We start from the raw sequence: 20674 nt of genomic DNA on the forward strand, positions 1-20674 counted from the left end.
TATCAGTAATTTTATTACACCGGAGCAACGCATGCTGTGTCATCTTCATATCAGTAATTTTGCTATTGTTCGCGCGCTGGAAATCGACTGGGCCAGCGGCATGTCTACCATTACCGGCGAAACCGGTGCCGGTAAATCGATTGCGATAGATGCGCTGTCGTTGTGTCTGGGTGAACGTGCGGATGCCGGTGTGGTGTGCCCGGGTGCAGATAAAGCAGATATCGTTGCCAGTTTTGATATCATTAAGTTAACTGGTGCGCAGCAGTGGCTGGCCGAGCAGGATTTAGCCATGGGCCACGAATGTATCGTGCGCCGGGTAGTCAGCAGCGAGGGCCGTTCGCGCGGCTATATTAATGGTGTTCAGGTGCCGGCCCAGCAACTAAAAGCACTAGGCCAGCATTTACTCAGTATTCATGGCCAGCACGCGCATCAGCAATTATTAAAACAGGATTACCAGCGCCAGCTACTCGATGCGTTTGCCGCTAACAGCAGCACGCGGGACGCGACCCGCAGTGCCTGGCGCGGGTGGCAGCAACTGCAACGTGAATACAGCGAGTTACAGCAGTCACAGCAACAACGCGATGCTCAGCGCCAACTGCTGGAGTATCAGGTAGCTGAACTGGATAACTTTGCACCACTGGATAACGAATACCCGCAGCTGGAAGCTGAACACAGCCGTTTAAGCCATGGCAATACCCTGCTTAGCCAAAGCCAGCAGTGCCTGCAGCTAATGTATGATGATGAGCAGCAAAACATTTATCAGGCACTATCGCAGGTAAGCGCGCAACTGGAGCAACTTACCGCACTGGATCCGGCACTTGGCAATGTTACCCAGATGGTCAGCGATGCGCTGGTACAAACCGAAGAAGCCAGCCGTGAACTGCGCCGCTATGCCGATAAAGTTGAGCTTGACCCGGAGCGCCTGGCGCAGATAGACGAGCGTTTAAGCCAGTGGCTGAACCTGGCGCGTAAACATCAGGTTAGCAACGAAGAGCTACCGGCATTGCATCAGCAATTGGCTGAGCAACTGGCCGCGCTGACTGGCAACGACAAACGCCTGCAACAGCTGTCAGCAGATATTCAGCAGGCAGAGCAACATTATATGGCGCAAGCTCAGCAGTTAAGCCAGCAGCGCCAACAAGCGGCAGAAGTGCTAAGCAATAAGATTAGCGCCAGTATGCATGAACTGAGCATGGCTAATGCCCGTTTTGCCATAGTGCTGCAGCAACTGGGTGCCGAACAGGCCAGTGCCAACGGTATTGATAGCGTGGAATTTCAGGTATCAACCAACCCGGGCCAGCCGCTGCAGGCGCTGCATAAAGTGGCATCGGGCGGTGAGTTATCCCGTATCAGCCTGGCAATACAGGTGATCCTGGCGGATAAAATTACTACCCCTACGCTGATTTTCGACGAAGTGGATGTGGGTATCAGCGGCCCGGTCGCAGCCGGTGTCGGCCGTTTATTACGCCAGTTGGGCGAATCGACGCAGATTATTTGTGTTACGCACTTACCTCAGGTCGCCAGTCAGGGCCATCAGCAATTGTTCGTTGAAAAATACACCGACGGCCAGGCCACTGAAACCCGCATGCGCCAGCTGAGCGATGACGACAGAATTAGCGAAATTGCCCGCTTACTGGCGGGGGAAAACATCAGTGCCAGTGCACTGGCAAACGCACGCGAACTTTTATGCGCACCGGCAGTCTGAAAGAAGGTTTTTCACCGCGCCAATCATAGGGTATGATGAGGCCATTATGTTTAAGCAGAAGTGACAGATGAAAGCAGTAATTCAGACTTTAGTACTGGTAGCAGGTTTAGTGGGTTTAAGTGCCTGTAGTAGTTGGGTGTATCGGATTGATATTCCACAGGGCAACTTTTTAGAGCAGAAAGACATTGATAAACTGCGCGTTGCAATGACCAAAGAGCAGGTAAAGTTTGTTCTGGGTACCCCTGTTGCCAGCAATGCTTTTGATAACGACACCTGGCACTATTTCTACGCACTGAAAAGCGGTAACGGTAACCACTTTGAGAAGCAGCTGATTGTCGAGTTTAAAGACAATAAGCTGCAGGATATTAAAGGCGACTTCGACAAGTCGGCCGACTTTAATACACCGCTGGATATTTAATACAGCACAGCCTGATATCTCATCAAGCATGACAATGAAGCCAGCGAAAGCTGGCTTTTTTATTCGCTGCTGGTTTTAGCTTCGTGCGGCCGGCCACCGGTTACTTTATCTGCCCGCCCCTCTTCTTTTGCTTTTTCGGCACGGCGGCGGCGTAAATCTTTCGGATCGGCAATCAGCGGCCGGTAAATTTCTATCCTGTCGCCTGCTTTTACCCGGTCGTCCAGCTTAACGGGCCGGCTCCAGACTCCTACTTTCTGGTTGCTTAAATCAATTTCACTGAACTGCTGCAAAATACCGCTTTGTTCAATGATTTGTTGCACACTGCTGTCCGGTGCGACATTAACCGTTAGCAAGCTTTGCCGCTCTGGCAGCGCATAAGCGACCTCTACGGTAATAAAATCAGCCATGCTGTTCTCCGTACACCTGCTTCGCCCGCTGCGTAAAGGCATTGACCATTGAAGCGGCAAGCTCTGAGAAAATTTTACCAAAGGCAAACTGTACCAGTTTACTGGAAAACTCAAACTCCAGTTTTAGCACCACCTTGCAGGCCGTATCACTTAATGGCTGAAACTCCCAGCCCCCACCTAAGCGTTTAAATGGCCCCTCTACCAGTTGCATACCAATACGCTGATGCGGATGTAAAGTATTGCGGGTGGTAAAACTATGGCCTATGCCGGCCTTGGAAACGGTCAATGATGCCACCATCTCAGTATCAGACTGACTGATAATACGGGCAGAGGTACAACCGGGCAAAAACTGAGGGTAGTCAGGTATGGCGTTGACTAAGTCAAACATCTGCTGTGCACTATAAAAAACCAGCGCACTGCGCTCAATTTGTGGCATACTCTCTCCCCTTTAAACTCGCCGCCGATTGTAACAGATTAATGCGCTGCAACAAGGCTTGAGCCACTGCCGTCACCCAAAACAGAGCTGCGAAATACAACAGATTATGAGTAAAAAACAAGCAAACAAAAACAAGAACGGTACCATAGCGCAAAACCGCAAAGCGCGGCATGAGTACTTTCTGGAAGACCGCTACGAAGCCGGCGTAGCCCTGCAGGGCTGGGAGCTGAAGAGTATCCGCGAGGGCAAGGTAAACTTGTCTGACTCTTACGTTATTTTGCACCACGGCGAAGCCTTTTTGCTGGGTGCACAAATTCAGCCATTAAACAGCGCTTCAACCCACGTGGTATGTGACCCAGAGCGCAGCCGTAAACTGCTGTTGCACAAACGCGAGCTTAACAAGCTGATTGGTTTGAAAGAGCGCGAAGGCTATACGCTGGTTGCCACGGCTATGTATTGGAAAGCCTGTTGGGTAAAACTGGAATTCCATTTGGCGAAGGGTAAGAAAAGCTTTGATAAGCGTGATGATATTAAAGACAGAGACTGGTCACGCGAAAAAGAACGGATGATGAAGCACTCTAAACGCTGAGTGCCCTTGAAACTTTAACAGCGTAACCCCATCTAAGGTTATGTCGTTAAAATGTGCTATCAGACAATGCTAGCTTGTGTAACCACAGTGAGCTGCGTACAATAGCCAAACACTGAAGTGTAAGTGTAACACCACAGAATTCGGGGCTGATTCTGGATTCGACGGGATTCACGAACTCTTAGGTGCATGCCGAGGTGAGGTAGGCCTCGTAAAAAAGCCTCAATTAAATAGTCGCAAACGACGAAACTTACGCAATCGCTGCCTAATAAGCAGTAGATAGCTCTTCCCCTCACGCATGCCTGTAAGCTGAGACTCTGGAAGATCACCCCTAACAGGATCGCGTCGCGTCTTCGCCTGGAGACAAAACGTTAAAACCAATCAGGCTCGCCCGACGATAGCCTGCCATTCGGCGCTCATAGGGTTAACTAAATGAATGTGCTAAGCATGTAGTACCGACGATGTAGGTTTTTCGGACGCGGGTTCAACTCCCGCCAGCTCCACCAAATAGCACAAGGCCAGCAGTGATGCTGGCCTTTTGTTTTCTGCCTGGCTGGCACTATGTCAGTTTTACATAGCCGGTGGGTAAAAATAGCCCACTGTAACAATACTTTAGCGCTGCGCCCTGCCCCACCTCAGATAAAACCACTAAATTTCAAAAGGTTACATTAACTACACAACTGGAATGATCTTTGCTGCGTAGTCTGAATAAGCTGCAAGCCAATAGCGGCGCATTAGTCAGGGCATACCAACAGCATGACATTAAACAAACCGGTCAAAATAACCATCGCCATTTTACTGCTTTTACTGGTAGCGCGCATCGCTGCGCCTGAAGCTATGGTGTGGTATGTCAATTCATTGCTGCAGCGCCAGCAGGGCATTAGCGGCCATGTGCAGGATATAGATTTAGCATTGTGGCGCGGTGGTTACGATATAAAGCAAATCGAAATTTTTCAGCACAATGACAAAGGCAAACTGCCGCTGTTTTCTACCGAGCGCCTGAGTTTACAGCTGTCGTGGGCCAAGCTGTTAAAGGGTGAAATTGTTAGCACTATGGCATTTTATAAACCGGTGATTATGGCGCTGGACCGTACAGATCAAACCGATATTACTGAAGATGCTGTGTTGGACGAACGTACCTGGATTGGCCTGGCAAATGACTTAACGCTGTTTTCTATCGATAAGCTGTCGCTGTATGACGGCCGTATTGAGTTTAACGCCATTGCCAAAGATGTGCTGGGCGAGCTGATTTTAAGCGACGTACAGGGCGAGGTACGAAATTTACATAACGACGCCGAGTCTGAGCTGCTAACCGACATCGACCTTGAAGGAACTGTTGGCGGCAGCGCGCCGTTTTTTATCCGCGGCAAGTTTAACCCTAACGTGAAAAAGCCCAGCTTTGATATCAATATGCAAATGGAAAAGCTGCCAACCAAAGTAACTGATAGCATTGTAAAAATTTATGCCCCTTTTGATGTTGAGGCCGGTGAGTTTGAGCTCGCAGCCGAACTGGCCAGTGATAAAGGCCAGGTGAATGGCTATGTTAAGGCTGGCATTTATCAGCTTGAAGTGTTCTCCTGGAAAGAAGATGTGGTTAACGATGTGATAAAAGGCGACGATAACCCGCTGCAGCTGTTTATTGAGGCACTGTCTGCGGCACTGGCCGAGCTGTTTGAAAATGATGATGAAAAACTTATAGCCACGCGCATCCCGATACAGGGTGATATTAGTTCACCGGATACCTCAGTGTTAAAAGCGATAGGTGGGCTGTTCTACAACGCTTTTATAAAGGCTTACCAGATGCGGGTGGAGGATATTATTGATTTCACGTCAGTGACATCTGACGATAAAGATAAAGCCGCTGCTAACAGCAGCGATAAAAAAGCAGCTTCAGATAAACAGAATAAACACTAAATGCAGTTAACTAACTGCGTTGGAGCACTCTATGACATCTAATACCACGCTTAGCCTGATACTGCTGTTGCTGTTAAGCGGCTGTGCCAGCCAACCGCAGACACCGCCTGAGGATAGCCCGGCACCGATAACCAGCCAGAGCACTGATGATAGTGCCAACACAGAGCTTACTGCCAGCGAACAGTTAAGCAGTGGTAAAACCGCCACTATTGAAACCTCGCAGGGCAGGATTGAAATTGAGCCCACCGTAGTTGATATGGCAGAGCGCGCCCCGGCGACAGGAGAAGAGCAGGCGCAGCAATACAACGACCCGCTGGAAGGCTGGAACCGCGGCACCTTTGCCTTTAACCACTTCACCTATACCTATGCCCTTATTCCACTGGCAAAAGGCTATGAATACATAACGCCGGCACCGGTGCGGGACAAAATAGGTAATGCGTTTAGCAATATACGTGAGCCACTGAGCATGCTGAACAACCTTGCGGCCGGTGAGTTAAAAGACGCCGGTACCAACCTGGGCCGCTTTCTGATTAACACCACCATTGGTATTTTGGGCTTATTTGACCCGGCAACCGCCTGGTTTGATTTACCAGAAGCTAAGCAGTCGGTAGCCGATACCTTAGCCGGTTATGGTGTCGCGCCAGGGCCTTATCTGGTGCTGCCTATTCTGGGGCAGAACAATGTGCGCGGCTCAACCTCGGTTGTCAGCGAATACCTGCTCGACCCGATTGGCCAGGTAACCAACCCGCCGGATACCTATTATCTGCAAGGGGTAGATGCTGTTGACAGCTTTAGCGGCCGCGCCCGGGTATATGAAGAGCTTTACCGCCAGGCAGAGGATCCTTATCTGTATTTTCGTAATCAGTTTTTACAGGGAGTAAAGCGCGATGACCACTTCAGCCAACCACAGCAGTAACACGCCGGTAAGCAACTGGCTGGCACAGCGCATATTACAGCTGCGTATTGCCATTTTGCTGCTGTTTGCCGTTTTACTTGCCGCTGCCGCAGTGTTTGTGCCGCAGTTTCGCATTGATGCTTCAGCTGATACCTTGCTGGTCAAAAACAATGCGCTGTACATTAAAACCCAGCAGGCCAATCAGCGCTTTTCGCCCGATGAGTTTATTCTGGTGGCTTATAAGCCACGCAACGGTGAAATTTTCAGTAGCCGCACTTTTACTGATCTGACCTGGCTGCGCGAGCAGTATCTGGCGTTATCCAGGGTACAAAGCGTGACGTCCATTCTGACAGTGCCGCTGCTTAGCGATGCCTCGGTGCTAACGTCAGACGCCGATGTTGCACAGCTCACCTGGCAAGAACAGCAGTTTTCACCGCAGCAGATGCAACAAATGCTGTCTGACCACCCTATCTTTACCGACCTGCTGATCAATAAAGCGCAAACCGCAACGGCGCTACAAATTGTATTTAAACCCGACCCTGAGCTTAGCGCGCTGGAGCAGGAAATCCTGGCGGTGCAGCAAAACAGCCTGCAGCGGCCATTGACCGCTGAAGAAGAGCAAAAACTGGAACAGCTACAACAACAAGCCGACCCGTTACGTCAGGCTTTGGTTAAACAGCGCCAGCAGGAGCTTCAGCAAATTAGTCAGATTAACCAGCAGGTAGCGCAGCAGGCTGAAACCTTTACCGGAGGCGCCTATGTAGTAGCGCAACATCTGGTCGATATTATCTCAAGCGATCTGACCGTATTTGGCAGCGCCATCACCGGTATTATCGCCGTGCTGTTACTCCTGTTATACCGCAGTATCCGCTGGGTGGTGTTCCCGCTTTTGGCATGCGCTGCCAGCGTCTGGCTAACACTGGGTTTGTTTGCCGTGCTGGATATTCGCGCCACTGTTATATCGGCCAATTTTATTGCGCTACAACTTATTCTGACGCTGGCGGTAATGATCCACCTTATTGCCACGTATCGTGAGGTAGCACGCAATAACCCGGATCACAGCCAGCAGCAGCGAATTATCAGCACCTTACAGCAAAAGCTGGCCCCTTGTTTTTATGCCACGGTAACCACCTCGGTTGGTTTTGGCTCGTTGGTTTTCAGCGGTATTCAGCCCGTGGTTGCCTTTGGTTTTATGATGCTGATAGCCATGCTTATCACTATGAGTGTCAGCCTGCTACTATTCCCTGCGCTGCTTAGCCTGCTTAACGCCCGTAACGAAACAGACGATTTTGCGTTTATCACTGCCGGTTTACAGGCTACCCGACGCCTGGTAGAGCGTGCGCCCTGGGCCTGTATAGTGGTGGTGTTGCTGCTTTTTTCACTGCTGTTGCCAGGGCTGATGCGGCTTAATGTTGAAAACAGCTTTATTAATTATTTTGCCAGCGATACGCAGGTGTATCAGGAACTTAGGTTTATTGATCAGGAATTTGGCGGCTCAACACCGCTGGATATTGTGATTAACCTGGAACCGGAAGACGGCGACAGTAACCTGCTGTTAAGTGCTAAACAATTTAATCAGCTGCATGTGGCACATGCTGCTGTAGCAGCCTTTGCAGCCAGCGGCAATGTCACCTCATTGGTTAACTTTACCACCCTGGCCCGTCAGCTTAATGACGACAAGCCGCTGACAGAATATGAGCTAAATTCAATTTACCGTCTGCTGGACGAGAAGGTCGCCAGCCAGTTGGTGGGCGCGTATCTGTCAGATAAACCGCTGCAAGCCCGCATTTCAACCCGCATTCAGGATACCACCGCCGGGCTTGACCGCGAGCAGCTGATGCAACAGCTGAACCAGGATTTACAAAGTGTCGGGCTTACACCGCAGCAATACAGCCTGACCAATTTGTTTGTGTTGTATCAGGACATACTGTCACGTTTATTCGATTCGCAAATTAAAACGCTGGGGCTGGTTTACTTAGCCATGGCGATACTACTGTTGCTGATATTCCGTAGCGTGAAAATTGCTGTTATTGCACTGATACCGAATGTGTGTACGACACTTGGCATACTCGGGCTGATTGGCTGGCTTGGCATACCGCTGGATATTATGACTATTACCATAGCGGCTATTGCGATGGGTATCGCTGTTGATGACACCATTCATTTCGTGCACAACTATCTTAAAGCACCGCCGGGCCAGGCGTTGCAAAATAGCTTTGCCCATACCGGCATTGCCATGCTGTTTACCTCTACGGTAATTGCGGCAGGCTTTGCTATTTTTGGCTTTTCCAGCTTCTTGCCCAGTGTTTACTTTGGCTTACTGACAGCAGCAGCCATGCTAATGGCGCTGGCAGCCGATTTAACCATACTACCGACGCTGCTAAGCCGTTTTGTGCAGCCTGCAGCTAACGAAAAGGCATAGTAGCACGGGTATAAAAGCAAAAAGCCGGCACCAGGGCCGGCTTATACAGCAACAAGCGAATTACACGTTTACATGTAAACGTACATCAACATTGCCGCGGGTTGCATTTGAGTATGGGCAAACATGGTGTGCTTTATTGACCAGTGCTTCTGCTGCGGCTTTATCCATACCTGGCAGGTTGATGAATAAATCGACATCCAGGCCAAAACCACCTTCAATTTTGCCGATCCCTACTTCTGCGCGCAGGCTCAGATCTTTTGGCAAAGCAACTTTCTCGCTACCAGCAACAAACTTCAGTGCACCGATAAAACAGGCTGAATAGCCTGCAGCAAATAATTGCTCAGGGTTAGTCGCACCGCCGGCGCCACCCAGCTCTTTTGGAGCAGCCAGTTTTACATCCAGCAAGCCATCGTTAGATTTAGCGGCGCCATCACGACCACCGGTTGACGTTACTACTGCTTTGTAAAGAATATCCATCATCGTTTCCTCAGTTAAGTTGATTATCAGAGAGCGTTGTATTCAGAGAACGGGTACATAGTAGCCTCAATAAATCTTGCACGCAAGATGTTTGCATATAATAAAAATAGCTATTCTATATTCAGCGGCACTATAAGGGTGTAGCTTAAGTTTGTTACACTAGCTGAAAATAATGCGGAAAAAGCCGATGAAACACACTTTACCGTTAGAGCAGCAGCTATGTTTTGCCTTATACAGTGCGTCAAATGCCGTGGTCAGACTGTACCGGCCTTTGCTGCAGCCATTTGATTTAACCTACCCGCAATATGTTGTGATGCTGGCGCTATGGCAGCAAGACAATATCAGCTTAGGTGAGTTAAGCAGCAAAACCCTTTTTGACTCCGGCGCGTTAACGCCACTGGTGAAAAAGCTGGAACAAAAAGGCTGGCTGCAACGTATAGCATCAAAGCAGGATGAAAGAGTAAAACATGTGGTGTTAACGGCCAGTGGCAAAGCGCTGCAAATACAGGTTGCCAGTGTGATGCCGGCGCTGCGCTGTCAAATTTCACTAAGTGATGAGCGGCTCATTCAGTTAAGACAGCTCGCCAGACAAGTTCAGCTTGATATTCAGCAACTTGAGCAATGTGCTGCCGGCCAGGCTACGCTATCTGATAAAAAAGCTAATATAACAGATTAACAGCAGCTGAATAACACTCAGTTACAATCGTTAAAAAAAGAAATTTTTTTCCTGGATTAAAATCAAACTGTTAGCCCAGCTTGGTTCTGCTATAGGGAAATCTGGCTATCCAGACGTTTGACCCCACCGCAATTCCCCCGCATAGTATTTGCGCCTGTGGTACTTCTGAAGAGTATCAGCTTACAAACCCAAGGATTGGCTTAGTCAGGCGCACTATAAATATTAATGCCAAACCGCCTGCTGATAACACAGCAGCTTAGATCTTTGGGGCGCTAAATGAGCTTACAATCTGTAGCCAGCTCGGCCGCTATTGCGACAGATCCTACCTGCGCAGCGCAGCCTGAGCATACAGCACATTCACTATCACATTATTTCCCGGATTATTTCCGTGCCATTCAGGCCAATACCGAGCCGTTACGCCAGGCCACTTATCAGCTCAGACATCAGGTTTATTGTGAAGAACTGCAGTTTGAACCCGAGCGGGCCGATGCACTGGAGTATGACGGTTATGATGAACGCGCAATGCATGTCGCGGTAAAACATATATTAAGTGGTTCATTAGCAGGTACGGTTCGCATCGTAACATCGCAGTTTAAAAATGAGCTGTTACCGATAGAGCATTATTTTGCCGGCAATTTTACCAATACCGTACTGGCACCGACTAATTTCAGCCGTCAGCATATCTGCGAAATATCCCGCCTGGCAGTGCCTGCAGCCATTCGCTGCCGGGTGCTCAGCGGGCAACCCTCACTTGAACGGGCTTGCAGTAAGCTGGTTGCCGTGGCGCTGTATCTGACCGCACAGATATTGTGTTTACGCGCCGGACGGATACATACCTATGTCATGATAGAACCGGCGCTTGCCCGTGCCCTGCGCCGGGTGGGTCTGCATTTTGTGCAGATAGGCGAACCGATAGCGTTCAACGGTATCAGGGCGCCCTATTACCTTGATGCCCGCACCACCAATGCCAGTTTAAGCCCGGAATATCTGCAGCTACGTGCCTTGCTGGAAAAACAGCTTTTTGATAACAGCAACCGGCCACAGATGACGCTATGCTACAGCGCGCCTGACGAGCCGGCGGTGCGTTAACCTATCACCTGATAGCCAGACCAGTCAGGGTGCATCGGCTGGGTCTGGCCAGACGGTGTCAGATGAATATACAAACCTTGTAACTGCTCCAGCGCAAAGCAATCATCTAATTCCAGCAGATCGTCTTTGTGCTGGCTGTCAGCATGGGTCAACAGGCGCTGTTTTGCCCTGGCCTTTGCCTCAACATTACTGGCCGCCACACACAACATGAATTCGTGCTGTTCGGCAATTTTATCCGGGTAGTATCCGCCAAAGTTGACGAAAAACAATTTCTGCTCACTGTGCTGCGGCGCGCTGTGCAAGCTGACACTGTAACCGTCTATATGCTGTATTTGCATATAGCTGTCGACATGTAAGCCTTTGATGGTGCCAAACCACTGCTGACACAGCAACGGATAGGTATCCTCTATTTTATCCGCGGCGACGAAGCGCACATCGTGCAGCTCAATATTGGCTCCTGGCGCTGTACCACCTATATAGACTAAAAACAGCTGCATAAGGTTCTCTGTATTCGTTAAAGCGCCTAGTATAGCCAGTTATCTAACCAGCGCCAACATAATGAAAAAACTCAATAAAATTTCGCACTTACCGTTATTAGATGCTATACATGTGCTTTCACAGGTGCAAAATTTGCCAAAACGTAATGTGGAGCACTAACGCAACCCATGCTTGCTAATTTACAGCACATTCTCTCCCAAATCAGCCGTAATCCTGACGTTGATAAAGGCGATTTAATGGCCAGCAACCGGGTTATTCTGAGTGCTATAAATCAGGCATTGGGCACCGATAGAGCAAGTGTCTGGCTATGGTCAGACGATCATTCACAAATGCATTGTACCTATTTACTTGATTGCGATACGCATCTGGCAGAACCGGACATTACCCTTACCCGGCATAATTTTCCGCGTTACTTCGCTGCATTGGATGAAGAGCGCAATATCGTCGCCGAGGATGCACATACGCATCCGCATACCAGCGAATTTTCTAAAGACTACCTTACCCCGTTACAGATTTTTTCCATGCTGGATACACCGATCCGCCACCATGGCGAAATGGTGGGAATTATCTGTATTGAGCATCGGGCAACAAAAAAATGGCGCGATGATGAGGTCGTTTTTGCCGGCTTTCTGGCTGACATCTATGGCCGGGCACTCAGTGCCTCTGAGCGCATAGGTTACCAGACAGAGCTCGAGCAACTTAACAGCTCACTGGAGCAGATTATCAGTCAGCGCACGCAGGAGCTGACGCAGTCGCTGGAGCAATTACAACAGACACAGCACCGGTTGATTGAAGTGGAAAAAATGGCCAGCCTGGGCCGGTTAGTCAGCGGTATCGCACACGAAATTAACACCCCGCTCGGCGTGGCGGTTACTGCTAACAGCCACGCTCAGGCCACCTTGCTTGAACTGGAGCAACTTTTTCACTCTAACCGGTTAACCCGTCAGCAATTCAGCCAGAGCGGCAGTACGATTAAAAACAGTATTACAATGGTCAACGCCAACTTGCAGCGAGCTGTCGATTTGGTAAACAGTTTTAAACAAACAGCAGCCACCGGCACCGAACAGAAAGCAGAGTGGCTGCAGCTTAACCGCTTTATTCCGCAAGTGTTAACCAGTATGGCGTCTGTACTTGAGCAGCATCAGGTGCAAATAGCGCTAAAGTTGCCAGCAGACTTAGAAGTGCAAAGTTTTGCCAGCCCGCTAGCGACGGTGTTAACGCGGCTGGTCGAAAATGCCTGTATTCATGCTTTCAGTAATCCACAGCAACGGCAAATAGTGATAAGTGCCAGTCTGAACAATCACAGCTGGCAACTGGATGTGGCTGATAACGGCCGCGGCATGACCAATGATGAGCTGACACGCGCTTTTGAGCCCTTCTTTACCACCCGCCGCAGCAGTGGCGCCAAAGGCCTTGGCCTGACACTGGTATTTAATCTGGTATCACATCTGTTGCAGGGAGAAGTCAGGCTGTTTAACACCGATAAAGGGTGTACAGTCAGTCTGACCCTACCTCTTACACTGGTTACAGCCTGACCGTCAGACCATCAGACAGCGTTTTACGATAAGCCAGCACACCAGGGACCATAGCCAGCAATACCGACAGCGCTATAATAGCCAACGCCCAGTACAGCGTGTTCAAGCGGATAATATTCAAACCGACAAACAAGCCAAAATCTGCTGCAAGTTTATCCTGTAACACCACCAGACTGACAAATAACAGCGCTGCGGCAGATAGCATAGACACCACTGTTACCAACAGCACTTCCAGCTGTACCAGCACAAATAAATACCAGGGATGTGCACCGGCGGCCCGCAGCACGGCCATTTCCCGCTGGCGCTGTTTCATGGACGCCAGCAGTGTAGTTATCATGCCAACCAGCGCAGCCAATAACACCAGCAAACTGATGACTAATAACAGGTTTTCAACCATACCCAGCATTTGCCACAGCTCAGCCAAAGCAACGCCTGGTAAAATAGCGGTCAGAGGTTCGTTTTTATATTCATTGATTTGCCGCTGTAACGTGAACGTTGCCATCCGCGATTTCAGCCCGACCATAAAAGCGGTAATCGACTTAGGGGTAAGATCCTGCGCCAGCGCCTGTTCCGCATTAAGCTGGCGCCCTGGCATTGGCGCGCCCTGTTGCCAGTCCAGGTGAATAGCTTCTATCGCCTCCAGACTAACGTGCACCGTCTGATCGACCGGCGTACCGGTTCTGGCCAAGATGCCCACTACAGTAAAGGGTTTATCTTTATGCTGACTAAAACTGACTGCACCAACGCCATGCGACAGTTCAATTTGCTGGCCAAGCCTGTAACCGAGCTTTTGCGCTACATCGGCACCGAGCACGGTTTCAAATACGCCGGAAAAAGCCGTCCCCTCTTTTAGCACCAAAGGCTGGCTGTTGGCATAACGGTAATACTGAAAATACTCGCCACTGGTGCCCATTACCCGGTAACCACGGTGTGAATCGCCAAGCGATATTGGGATACTCCACGCAATTTGTGGATGCTTGATAATGCGCTGATAACTTGGCCAGCTGATATTGGCGGTAGCATTGCCAATACGAAATACTGAATAAAGCAACAGATTAAGCTGCCCGGAGCGCGCACCTACAATAAGATCTGTGCCGGATACCGTACTGGTGAAGCTATTTTTGGCTTCAGTACGTAAATGATCGATACCCAGTAGCAACGCGATACTGATCGTCAGTGACAGCCAGGTCATCAGCACAGTGCCACGCCGGTTCCACAGGCTAAGCCTGGCCAGTTTCATTAACATGGCTGAACTCCTTGCGCCAGCTGCAGCATATCCAGCTGGTAATGAAAATACTGCTGCAGGCTTCTGTCATGGCTGACAAATACCACAGTACAGCTGTTCGCATCAGCCTCTGCCAGCATCACCCGCATAAATGCATCCCGGTTGTCGCTGTCCAGTGCCGAGGTTGGCTCATCGGCAATCAGTAACGTCGGCCGTGGCAACAAGGCTCTTGCAATGGCTACGCGCTGCTGCTGACCGACACTAAGCTCTGATGCCGGCTGCTGCCACAATGATTGCTGCAGGCTAAGGCGTTGTAACAACTGTTCAGCCCGGCTTAATGCCTCAGCTTTATTTTGCCCGGCAAAATGACTACTCAGTAAGGTGTTATCCAGCACAGACAGATAAGGAATAAGGTTCAGTTGCTGAAACACCACACCTATGTGCTTAGCCCGCAAGCTATCCCGGGCACCGCCGGATAATTTATGTAAAGCATGCCCGCTGATAAACAGCTCACCACTGACTGGCCGGGTGATACCACACAACAAGTTCAGTAAGGTCGTTTTACCGCTACCGGAAGCGCCGCGCACAAATAAGTGCTGGCCGCTGTGTAAAGTCAGTTCAGGCAGTGTCAGCTGCCAGCCACCGGGCCGGTAGTAAAACTGCACCTGTTTGAGATCAATGGCAGGAATTTTCGGCTTGTCAGTCACAGGCGTACTCAGTGTCATGTTATGATGTGGACGTTTTTTGCCATTATGCCAACTTAGGGGAGCAAGCTCCAATGCTACGGACGTTATCTGTTGCGTTATATATGACACTGGTCGCATGTTGTTCAACCGCCCTATTCTCGGCTTCGCTGCATGCCAGTGAAGCAGTGACTATTGAGTGGACAGATTTAATGCCGGAAGAAGATTTAAAAGCGCTGCAACAAATGCCTGAAGTTCAGCATGATTACAGCCAGCCTTCGCCGTTTGATGATAATTACCAGGGCGATGACCCGGCAGCGAAGCAGTGGCAGCAAATACTGAAGTCAGCCAAGGTGGTTGAAAAATATAACAATACAAAAATCCGGGTACCGGGCTTTATTGTACCGCTGGAATTTGACAGCGAGCAAAATGTTACCAGCTTCTTTCTGGTGCCTTATTTTGGGGCATGTATTCACGTGCCACCACCGCCGCCAAATCAGATGATTTTTGTAAGTGGTGCCAAGAACTTAAAAGCCGACATGATTTACTCGCCATTTTGGATAAGCGGTACCTTAACAACAGAAGTGATGACTCACGATTTAGGCCAGGCCGCATACAGCCTGAAAGCTGACAGTGTAGAAGAATATACCTACTAAACATTCTGTAACGTATGAACGGCAGCTCTGGCTGCCGTTTTTGCTTCAAAAACTGACAGTACTGTTTTGTAAGGTTGCTTCAGCCGCTCCCTGGCGCCCATTGATAATCCACTGCACCTCGATATGCTCCAACGTCGGCAGCAAACTAAACACATGCAGTTGCAACTGATTTAACCGGGCCGGACGCTGGCACAATAACAGATAGTTAGCATAAAAATCGGCATGGCCTTCGTTGGCGTGAGGCTCGGTCAGATCGGTACTGGCATCAGCCTGCGCCAGTTCACAATTCGCATCCTGATTCACACTAAACCAGTCTGCCTGGTTAAACACGGCAATGGCCGCTTCAACTTCCTGTTTTTGTTCGGCAGTTGTGGGCTTATGCTCAAACCCAACGACACTTTGCGCGGCAGATTCAAACGCCAGCTGCATCTCATTGCCCTCCAGTACCAGCGTTAACAGCGCCTTACCATGCACGTGGCTGCCCAAAGCCGTGAACTCGTCCGTGGCGTGGTCATGTTGATGTTCTTCAGCATCGGTATGGCCGAATGCTGTAAGCGGCAGAGCCGACAGCATCAAACTTAGTATTAGGGTTTTGTACTTCATTTGTATCTCCGGTGAGCAAACCTGCAATTGTTATAACATAACACAAAATTTTGCTGCGACGCTACATACTGATCCCTGGCTGCCCGCTGTCCGTACCAGCCTGCATTAAACTGCATACAGTGTATATCATGCCAAGACTGATAGTTGTATTGGGCGACCAGTTAAGCCCAGCATTAGCCAGCCTGCAGCAGCTGCAGCCAGATGACATTATTATGCTGGCCGAAGTAGGCCGGGAAGCCAGCTATGTGAAACATCACAAGCACAAAATCATCTTACTGTTCAGCGCCATGCGCCACTTTGCGGCAACCTTGCAACAGCAGGGATACCAAGTGTGTTACATCAAATATGGTAGCGTTGCCGGAATTACCAGCATGACAGATGCTGTGCAGCATGTACTGGCGCAGCATCCCGCTGTAACGACAGTCATCATTACCGAATGCGGCGAATATAGGTTGCAACAGGAAATTCTCAGCTGGCAGCAGCTGTTAGCTGTACCAGTGACGATCCTCAGCGACGACCGCTTTATCTGCGACCTGATACGCTTTGCCAAATGGGCCAAGGGTAAAAAACAGCTCAGAATGGAGTATTTTTACCGCGATATGCGCCGTTATACCGGCTTACTGATGCAAGGTGATAAGCCCGAAGGGGGTAAATGGAATTACGACAGCGACAATCGTAAAGCCTGGCCAGAACAGCAACAACCTGATGCGCCACTCAGCTTTGCTCCCGATGCCATTACAGCTGAAGTCGCTGAGCTGGTGCAGCAGCAATTTGCAGCCAATATGGGCCGCAGCGACAATTTTAGCTATGCAGTAACAGGCAAAGAGGCGCGCGCGGCGTTTTTACACTTTGTAAAGCAGCAACTGCCACACTTTGGTGATTACCAGGATGCTATGCGTCTTGAGCAACCGTTTTTACAACACAGTATCTGTTCCGCCTATTTAAACTGCGGCTTACTGGATGTGCGCTGGATGTGCAATAAAGTCCAGCAGGCCTATCAGCAAGGTTTGGTACCACTAAATGCGGCGGAAGGTTTTATCCGCCAGTTAATAGGCTGGCGCGAATATGTTCGGGGCTTCTACTGGCTGAAAATGCCGGCTTACAAACAACATAACGTCTTCAATGCCACGCGCCCGCTGCCCGGCTACTACTGGCACGGCAGTACTAAGATGCGCTGCATGCAGCAGGCGATAAAAAGCACTGTTGATCATGCTTACTCGCACCATATTCAGCGGCTGATGATCACCGGTAACTTTGCCCTGCTGGCAGGCCTGTCAGTCGATGAAATGACAGACTGGTATCTGGCCGTTTATGCCGATGCCTATGAATGGGTGGAATTACCTAACACCCTTGGCATGGCATTATTTGCTGATGGCGGCATGCTGGCGTCAAAGCCTTATGCGGCAAGCGGCGCTTACATCAACCGTATGAGCAACTACTGTAAACACTGCAGTTACAACGTAAAAAACACTACCGGGGCGGACGCATGCCCGTTTAATGCGCTGTACTGGGACTTTTTGCAACGTAATCAGCAACGGCTGTCGGCCAACCCGCGTCTGGCGCTAGCTTATGCAAACTGGCACAAACGTAGTGATGAAGACAAAGCCCACATTCTGGCCAAAGCCGCTCAGATACTCGATACGCTGGAGCAGTTATGAGTGTGGCTTTGATCCTGTTAAATGACACCTTGCGACTGCATGATAACCCGTTGTTGCATATTGCTGATGGCAGCAGCGCTAAAGCAGCTGTTATAGTGTTAAACCGGCCTGCATTCTTCGGCCAGCAATATGGTATCAAGCGCGCAAACCTGCAAAGACTGCAGCAACAACTATCCGTTATCCGCTCACTGAGCAATGCTCTGGCAGCGCGAAATATTGGCCTCATTACCCTGTTTGGTGATACGGCGCAGAGCCTGCTAAAACTGGCACAGCAACTGGGTGCAACGCGCCTGTACTGCGCCAAGCCGGTAGCGACCTATGAAAACGCTGCAATAGCCAGGCTGTCACAGCAGCTCAGTGTCACCATGCTCGATTGCAACTCCCTGCTCGGTACCACATCAGATCCCGGGTTGGCAAACCTGCCAGACAGCTTTACTGCCTTTCGTAAACAATACGAGCCATCGCTGCGGGTTGCTCTCCCAGTTGACACTGCCATGCCGGACGACACCTGGCTTACACCTGCTCAGACAGAGCGTTACAATGCTGACTTCACTCAGTTACTGCAACAGTACTTGCCGCAGCAGCTGCAGTTTAAAGCCAGCGAAGACGCGGCCATGACTCACCTGAAGCATTATATCTGGCAACAGCAGCATATTGTGCACTATAAAGACAGCCGGAATCAGCTGATTGGAAAACACTATGCAAGTTTTAGCTCTTCTGCACTGGCAGTAGGCAGCTTGTCGGTACGCTGGTTATGGCACGAAATTGAGCGTTTCGAGCAGCAAATCCTGGCAAATGACTCAACCTACTGGCTGAAGTTTGAGTTGCTCTGGCGCGAGTTCTTCCGTTGGCAATTCCGCAAATATGACGCTCGCTGGTTTAGCAAAGGCGGCATTCAGAGTCAAATCAACCTCACCGCGCCGGTATTGAACACCGACCAGCAACAGCATTTTCGTAACTGGTGCAGTGCGAATACCGGTAATGCCTTTATCGATGCCAATATGACCCTGTTAAATCAAACCGGCTTAATGAGTAACCGCGGCAGACAAAATGTTGCCAGTTATCTTATCCACGATTTGGGTATTGACTGGCGCCTGGGCGCAGCTTACTTCGAACAGCGCCTGCTGGATTATGACTGTGCCAGCAATTGGGGCAATTGGGCTTACATTGCCGGCACCGGCAATAGTCAGGCCCGCCACTTTAATGTGCAAAAGCAGGCACAACTTTACGACCCGGATGGCTGCTTTGTTCATGCAATAACGGGCGTGCTGGCATTATGACGGCTTTAGTCTGGTTTAAGCGAGATCTGCGAATTGATGATCACCAACCGTTTTATCAGGCTGCCCGCCATGGCGCCGTATTGCCGGTTTATATTATTGAACCTGACTATTGGCAGCAAAGTGATGTGTCGTTGCGACACTGGCAATTTATATCTGCCGCGCTTGTGCAGTTAAATACAAAGCTTCAGGCACTTGGCCAGCCTCTTTTAATCGCAAAGGGCCCAGCCAGCACTACACTTAGGTACTTATGCCAGCAATATGGTATCAGTGCTGTATATAGCCATGAAGAAACAGGTAACCTATGGACCTACCAGCGCGATCTTGCCGTAAAGCGTTTATTGCGAAGCCTGAATATTCCCTGGCATCAATACCGCCAGTTCGCGGTGTTCCGGCGCTTAAACAGCCGTGACAACTGGTTTACACTGGCTGATAACTGGCTCAAATCTGCAGTTACGCCCACTGTCAGCTCGCTGCCTTTTATCGTGCAGCCCGACTGGAACTTATCTGCGTTGGCGCCAACCCGCGCTACAGATCTGCCACTTTGCCAATCGTGGCAAAGTGCTACAGCCGCAACACAGACTAGCAACAGCTTTTTTGCTACACGCTGCAGCAGCTACCGCCAGCATATATCACTACCAGCACAGGCGGTACACAGCTGCTCCCGGCTTAGTCCTTTTATTAGCTATGGCATGCTTAGTCTCAGACAATTACAACAGCAAAGCTATCTGGCCATGAAAACGGCAAAAAAGCCGCGACACATACAAGGTTTGCAAGCGTTCTTCAGCCGGTTGCGCTGGCATTGCCACTTTATACAAAAGCTGGAGGATGAACCGGCTATTGAATTTTTTAACATGCACCGCGGCTTCGATGGCCTGCGTGAAACAGATTTTAACCCCACTTATTTCCAGGCCTGGAAGACCGGCACGACAGGCTATCCACTAATTGATGCAGCAATGCGTAGCCTGCTAGCCACCGGCTGGCTGCATTTTCGTGCCCGCGCTATGCTGGTCGCATTCGCAAGTTATCATTTGTGGCTGCATTGGCGGCCTGTTGCTTTGCATCTGGCCCAATGCTTTATAGATTACGAACCTGGTATCCACTATCCGCAAATTCAGATGCAGGCAGGTACGACAGGGATTAACCCAAACCGCATGTATAACCCGATAATACAAAGCCAGCAAAAAGATGCCAGAGGGTTATTTATCAGGCAGTGGTTACCGGAGCTTAGCTCAGTGCCTGACAGCTGGATCCACACCCCCTGGCTGATGCCGTTGTCAATGCAACAGCAACACGGCTGCCTGATAGGCCTTGATTACCCGGCGCCGGTGGTTGAATTGCAACAGGCTCAGCAAAGCGCCAGAGCCAAAATACGTCAGTGGTTAACGCAGCAGGATCATCTTCGCTGGCAACAACAACAGCAGGCTGTGTTTATCCGCCACGCCAGCCGAAAACGGCCGGTTGCGAATAAAACTAATAACGTTAAAAATCAGCTTAGTTTTAACTGGTAACCA

The 20674-nt window shown here is 49.9% G+C and carries 20 protein-coding genes and 1 other RNA gene; 14 read left to right on the forward strand and 7 right to left on the reverse strand.

The genetic code is table 11. From position 1 onward, the window contains the following. Positions 1–31 precede the first annotated feature (31 nt). Entirely contained in the window at positions 32–1705 is a 1674-nt protein-coding gene (recN, locus tag AC5SV9_RS06275; RefSeq protein ID WP_475147265.1) for a DNA repair protein RecN, read from the forward strand. Positions 1706–1772: 67 nt separating this feature from the next. After that, the gene (locus AC5SV9_RS06280) at positions 1773–2123 is read left to right on the forward strand and encodes an outer membrane protein assembly factor BamE (protein ID WP_273022988.1); all 351 of its coding nucleotides are present in this window, start codon (positions 1773–1775) and stop codon (positions 2121–2123) included. Positions 2124–2182: 59 nt separating this feature from the next. Here AC5SV9_RS06280 and AC5SV9_RS06285 read toward each other — a convergent pair whose 3' ends face one another. Then, positions 2183–2530 (reverse strand): RnfH family protein, encoded by a 348-nt coding sequence (locus tag AC5SV9_RS06285; protein WP_273022986.1) that lies wholly within the window; start codon positions 2528–2530, stop codon positions 2183–2185. After that, positions 2523–2966: a type II toxin-antitoxin system RatA family toxin gene (locus tag AC5SV9_RS06290; protein WP_475147268.1), complete on the reverse strand. Its 444-nt coding sequence runs from the start codon at positions 2964–2966 to the stop codon at positions 2523–2525. Before AC5SV9_RS06290 ends, AC5SV9_RS06285 begins: the two co-directional genes overlap by 8 nt. A 106-nt stretch (positions 2967–3072) precedes the next feature. Between AC5SV9_RS06290 and smpB the strand changes: the two genes are divergently transcribed. The 5 genes from smpB (at position 3073) to AC5SV9_RS06315 (ending at position 8783) form a co-directional block, all read left to right on the forward strand. Then, entirely contained in the window at positions 3073–3555 is a 483-nt protein-coding gene (smpB, locus tag AC5SV9_RS06295; protein WP_134057427.1) for an SsrA-binding protein SmpB, read from the forward strand. A gap of 142 nt (positions 3556–3697) precedes the next feature. Continuing rightward, positions 3698–4058, forward strand: a transfer-messenger RNA (tmRNA) gene (gene ssrA, locus AC5SV9_RS06300). A gap of 250 nt (positions 4059–4308) precedes the next feature. After that, entirely contained in the window at positions 4309–5466 is a 1158-nt protein-coding gene (locus tag AC5SV9_RS06305; RefSeq protein ID WP_475147271.1) for a hypothetical protein, read from the forward strand. A gap of 31 nt (positions 5467–5497) precedes the next feature. Then, the gene (locus tag AC5SV9_RS06310; RefSeq protein ID WP_475147272.1) at positions 5498–6382 is read left to right on the forward strand and encodes an MlaA family lipoprotein; all 885 of its coding nucleotides are present in this window, start codon (positions 5498–5500) and stop codon (positions 6380–6382) included. Continuing rightward, entirely contained in the window at positions 6354–8783 is a 2430-nt protein-coding gene (locus AC5SV9_RS06315; RefSeq protein ID WP_475147273.1) for an efflux RND transporter permease subunit, read from the forward strand. The genes AC5SV9_RS06310 and AC5SV9_RS06315 overlap by 29 nt, the downstream gene beginning before the upstream one ends. Before the next feature lie 60 nt (positions 8784–8843). On the opposite strand, the gene AC5SV9_RS06320 is transcribed toward AC5SV9_RS06315, so the two are convergent. Further along, on the reverse strand, positions 8844–9263 hold the full coding sequence (locus tag AC5SV9_RS06320) for an organic hydroperoxide resistance protein (protein WP_475147275.1): 420 nt from the start codon (positions 9261–9263) through the stop codon (positions 8844–8846). 184 nt (positions 9264–9447) lie between these two features. On the opposite strand from AC5SV9_RS06320, the gene AC5SV9_RS06325 reads away from it, so the two are divergent. After that, the gene (locus tag AC5SV9_RS06325) at positions 9448–9936 is read left to right on the forward strand and encodes a MarR family winged helix-turn-helix transcriptional regulator (protein ID WP_397471703.1); all 489 of its coding nucleotides are present in this window, start codon (positions 9448–9450) and stop codon (positions 9934–9936) included. 276 nt (positions 9937–10212) lie between these two features. Beyond that, a complete protein-coding gene (locus AC5SV9_RS06330) occupies positions 10213–11025 on the forward strand; it encodes a PEP-CTERM/exosortase system-associated acyltransferase (RefSeq protein ID WP_475147277.1) in 813 nt (270 codons plus the stop codon). Here the strand turns inward: AC5SV9_RS06330 and AC5SV9_RS06335 are convergent. Next, positions 11022–11522: a DUF1543 domain-containing protein gene (locus AC5SV9_RS06335; RefSeq protein ID WP_475147279.1), complete on the reverse strand. Its 501-nt coding sequence runs from the start codon at positions 11520–11522 to the stop codon at positions 11022–11024. The genes AC5SV9_RS06330 and AC5SV9_RS06335 overlap by 4 nt on opposite strands. 168 nt (positions 11523–11690) lie before the next feature. Here AC5SV9_RS06335 and AC5SV9_RS06340 point away from each other — a divergent pair, with 168 nt between their 5' ends. Continuing rightward, the gene (locus AC5SV9_RS06340; RefSeq protein WP_475147280.1) at positions 11691–13058 is read left to right on the forward strand and encodes a sensor histidine kinase; all 1368 of its coding nucleotides are present in this window, start codon (positions 11691–11693) and stop codon (positions 13056–13058) included. Here AC5SV9_RS06340 and AC5SV9_RS06345 read toward each other — a convergent pair. Then, positions 13048–14304, reverse strand: a complete 1257-nt coding sequence (locus tag AC5SV9_RS06345) for an ABC transporter permease (RefSeq protein WP_475147283.1) — start codon at positions 14302–14304, stop codon at positions 13048–13050. The genes AC5SV9_RS06340 and AC5SV9_RS06345 overlap by 11 nt on opposite strands. Next, positions 14298–14990: an ABC transporter ATP-binding protein gene (locus AC5SV9_RS06350; protein WP_475147284.1), complete on the reverse strand. Its 693-nt coding sequence runs from the start codon at positions 14988–14990 to the stop codon at positions 14298–14300. Before AC5SV9_RS06350 ends, AC5SV9_RS06345 begins: the two co-directional genes overlap by 7 nt. A gap of 71 nt (positions 14991–15061) precedes the next feature. Here AC5SV9_RS06350 and AC5SV9_RS06355 point away from each other — a divergent pair, with 71 nt between their 5' ends. Then, on the forward strand, positions 15062–15622 hold the full coding sequence (locus tag AC5SV9_RS06355) for a DUF3299 domain-containing protein (RefSeq protein ID WP_273022968.1): 561 nt from the start codon (positions 15062–15064) through the stop codon (positions 15620–15622). A gap of 45 nt (positions 15623–15667) precedes the next feature. On the opposite strand, the gene AC5SV9_RS06360 is transcribed toward AC5SV9_RS06355, so the two are convergent. Continuing rightward, on the reverse strand, positions 15668–16225 hold the full coding sequence (locus tag AC5SV9_RS06360) for a ZrgA family zinc uptake protein (RefSeq protein WP_475147286.1): 558 nt from the start codon (positions 16223–16225) through the stop codon (positions 15668–15670). A 128-nt stretch (positions 16226–16353) separates the two neighbouring features. Between AC5SV9_RS06360 and AC5SV9_RS06365 the strand changes: the two genes are divergently transcribed. The 3 genes from AC5SV9_RS06365 to AC5SV9_RS06375 are packed head-to-tail and all read left to right on the forward strand — an operon-like array spanning position 16354 to position 20671. Then, complete coding sequence (locus AC5SV9_RS06365; protein ID WP_475147289.1) at positions 16354–17883, forward strand: cryptochrome/photolyase family protein; 1530 nt, start codon at positions 16354–16356, stop codon at positions 17881–17883. After that, complete coding sequence (locus AC5SV9_RS06370; RefSeq protein WP_475147290.1) at positions 17880–19163, forward strand: DASH family cryptochrome; 1284 nt, start codon at positions 17880–17882, stop codon at positions 19161–19163. The genes AC5SV9_RS06365 and AC5SV9_RS06370 overlap by 4 nt, the downstream gene beginning before the upstream one ends. After that, positions 19160–20671: an FAD-binding domain-containing protein gene (locus AC5SV9_RS06375; RefSeq protein ID WP_475147292.1), complete on the forward strand. Its 1512-nt coding sequence runs from the start codon at positions 19160–19162 to the stop codon at positions 20669–20671. Before AC5SV9_RS06370 ends, AC5SV9_RS06375 begins: the two co-directional genes overlap by 4 nt. Positions 20672–20674: the final 3 nt, after the last annotated feature.

It is taken from the genome of Rheinheimera sp. ATLC3, assembly GCF_059429535.1.

Excerpts from the sequence above, each read along its gene's own strand:
- AC5SV9_RS06305 (WP_475147271.1), top strand. The coding sequence starts at position 4,309 with ATGACATTAAACAAACCGGTCAAAATAACCATCGCCATTTTACTGCTT.
- AC5SV9_RS06285 (WP_273022986.1), bottom strand. The coding sequence starts at position 2,530 with ATGGCTGATTTTATTACCGTAGAGGTCGCTTATGCGCTGCCAGAGCGG.
- AC5SV9_RS06355 (WP_273022968.1), top strand. The coding sequence starts at position 15,062 with ATGCTACGGACGTTATCTGTTGCGTTATATATGACACTGGTCGCATGT.
- AC5SV9_RS06370 (WP_475147290.1), top strand. The coding sequence starts at position 17,880 with ATGAGTGTGGCTTTGATCCTGTTAAATGACACCTTGCGACTGCATGAT.
- AC5SV9_RS06290 (WP_475147268.1), bottom strand. The coding sequence starts at position 2,966 with ATGCCACAAATTGAGCGCAGTGCGCTGGTTTTTTATAGTGCACAGCAG.
- recN (WP_475147265.1), top strand. The coding sequence starts at position 32 with ATGCTGTGTCATCTTCATATCAGTAATTTTGCTATTGTTCGCGCGCTG.
- AC5SV9_RS06335 (WP_475147279.1), bottom strand. The coding sequence starts at position 11,522 with ATGCAGCTGTTTTTAGTCTATATAGGTGGTACAGCGCCAGGAGCCAAT.
- AC5SV9_RS06345 (WP_475147283.1), bottom strand. The coding sequence starts at position 14,304 with ATGTTAATGAAACTGGCCAGGCTTAGCCTGTGGAACCGGCGTGGCACT.
- AC5SV9_RS06310 (WP_475147272.1), top strand. The coding sequence starts at position 5,498 with ATGACATCTAATACCACGCTTAGCCTGATACTGCTGTTGCTGTTAAGC.
- smpB (WP_134057427.1), top strand. The coding sequence starts at position 3,073 with ATGAGTAAAAAACAAGCAAACAAAAACAAGAACGGTACCATAGCGCAA.
- AC5SV9_RS06320 (WP_475147275.1), bottom strand. The coding sequence starts at position 9,263 with ATGATGGATATTCTTTACAAAGCAGTAGTAACGTCAACCGGTGGTCGT.
- AC5SV9_RS06315 (WP_475147273.1), top strand. The coding sequence starts at position 6,354 with ATGACCACTTCAGCCAACCACAGCAGTAACACGCCGGTAAGCAACTGG.
- AC5SV9_RS06330 (WP_475147277.1), top strand. The coding sequence starts at position 10,213 with ATGAGCTTACAATCTGTAGCCAGCTCGGCCGCTATTGCGACAGATCCT.
- AC5SV9_RS06340 (WP_475147280.1), top strand. The coding sequence starts at position 11,691 with ATGCTTGCTAATTTACAGCACATTCTCTCCCAAATCAGCCGTAATCCT.
- AC5SV9_RS06325 (WP_397471703.1), top strand. The coding sequence starts at position 9,448 with ATGAAACACACTTTACCGTTAGAGCAGCAGCTATGTTTTGCCTTATAC.
- AC5SV9_RS06280 (WP_273022988.1), top strand. The coding sequence starts at position 1,773 with ATGAAAGCAGTAATTCAGACTTTAGTACTGGTAGCAGGTTTAGTGGGT.
- AC5SV9_RS06375 (WP_475147292.1), top strand. The coding sequence starts at position 19,160 with ATGACGGCTTTAGTCTGGTTTAAGCGAGATCTGCGAATTGATGATCAC.
- AC5SV9_RS06365 (WP_475147289.1), top strand. The coding sequence starts at position 16,354 with ATGCCAAGACTGATAGTTGTATTGGGCGACCAGTTAAGCCCAGCATTA.
- AC5SV9_RS06360 (WP_475147286.1), bottom strand. The coding sequence starts at position 16,225 with ATGAAGTACAAAACCCTAATACTAAGTTTGATGCTGTCGGCTCTGCCG.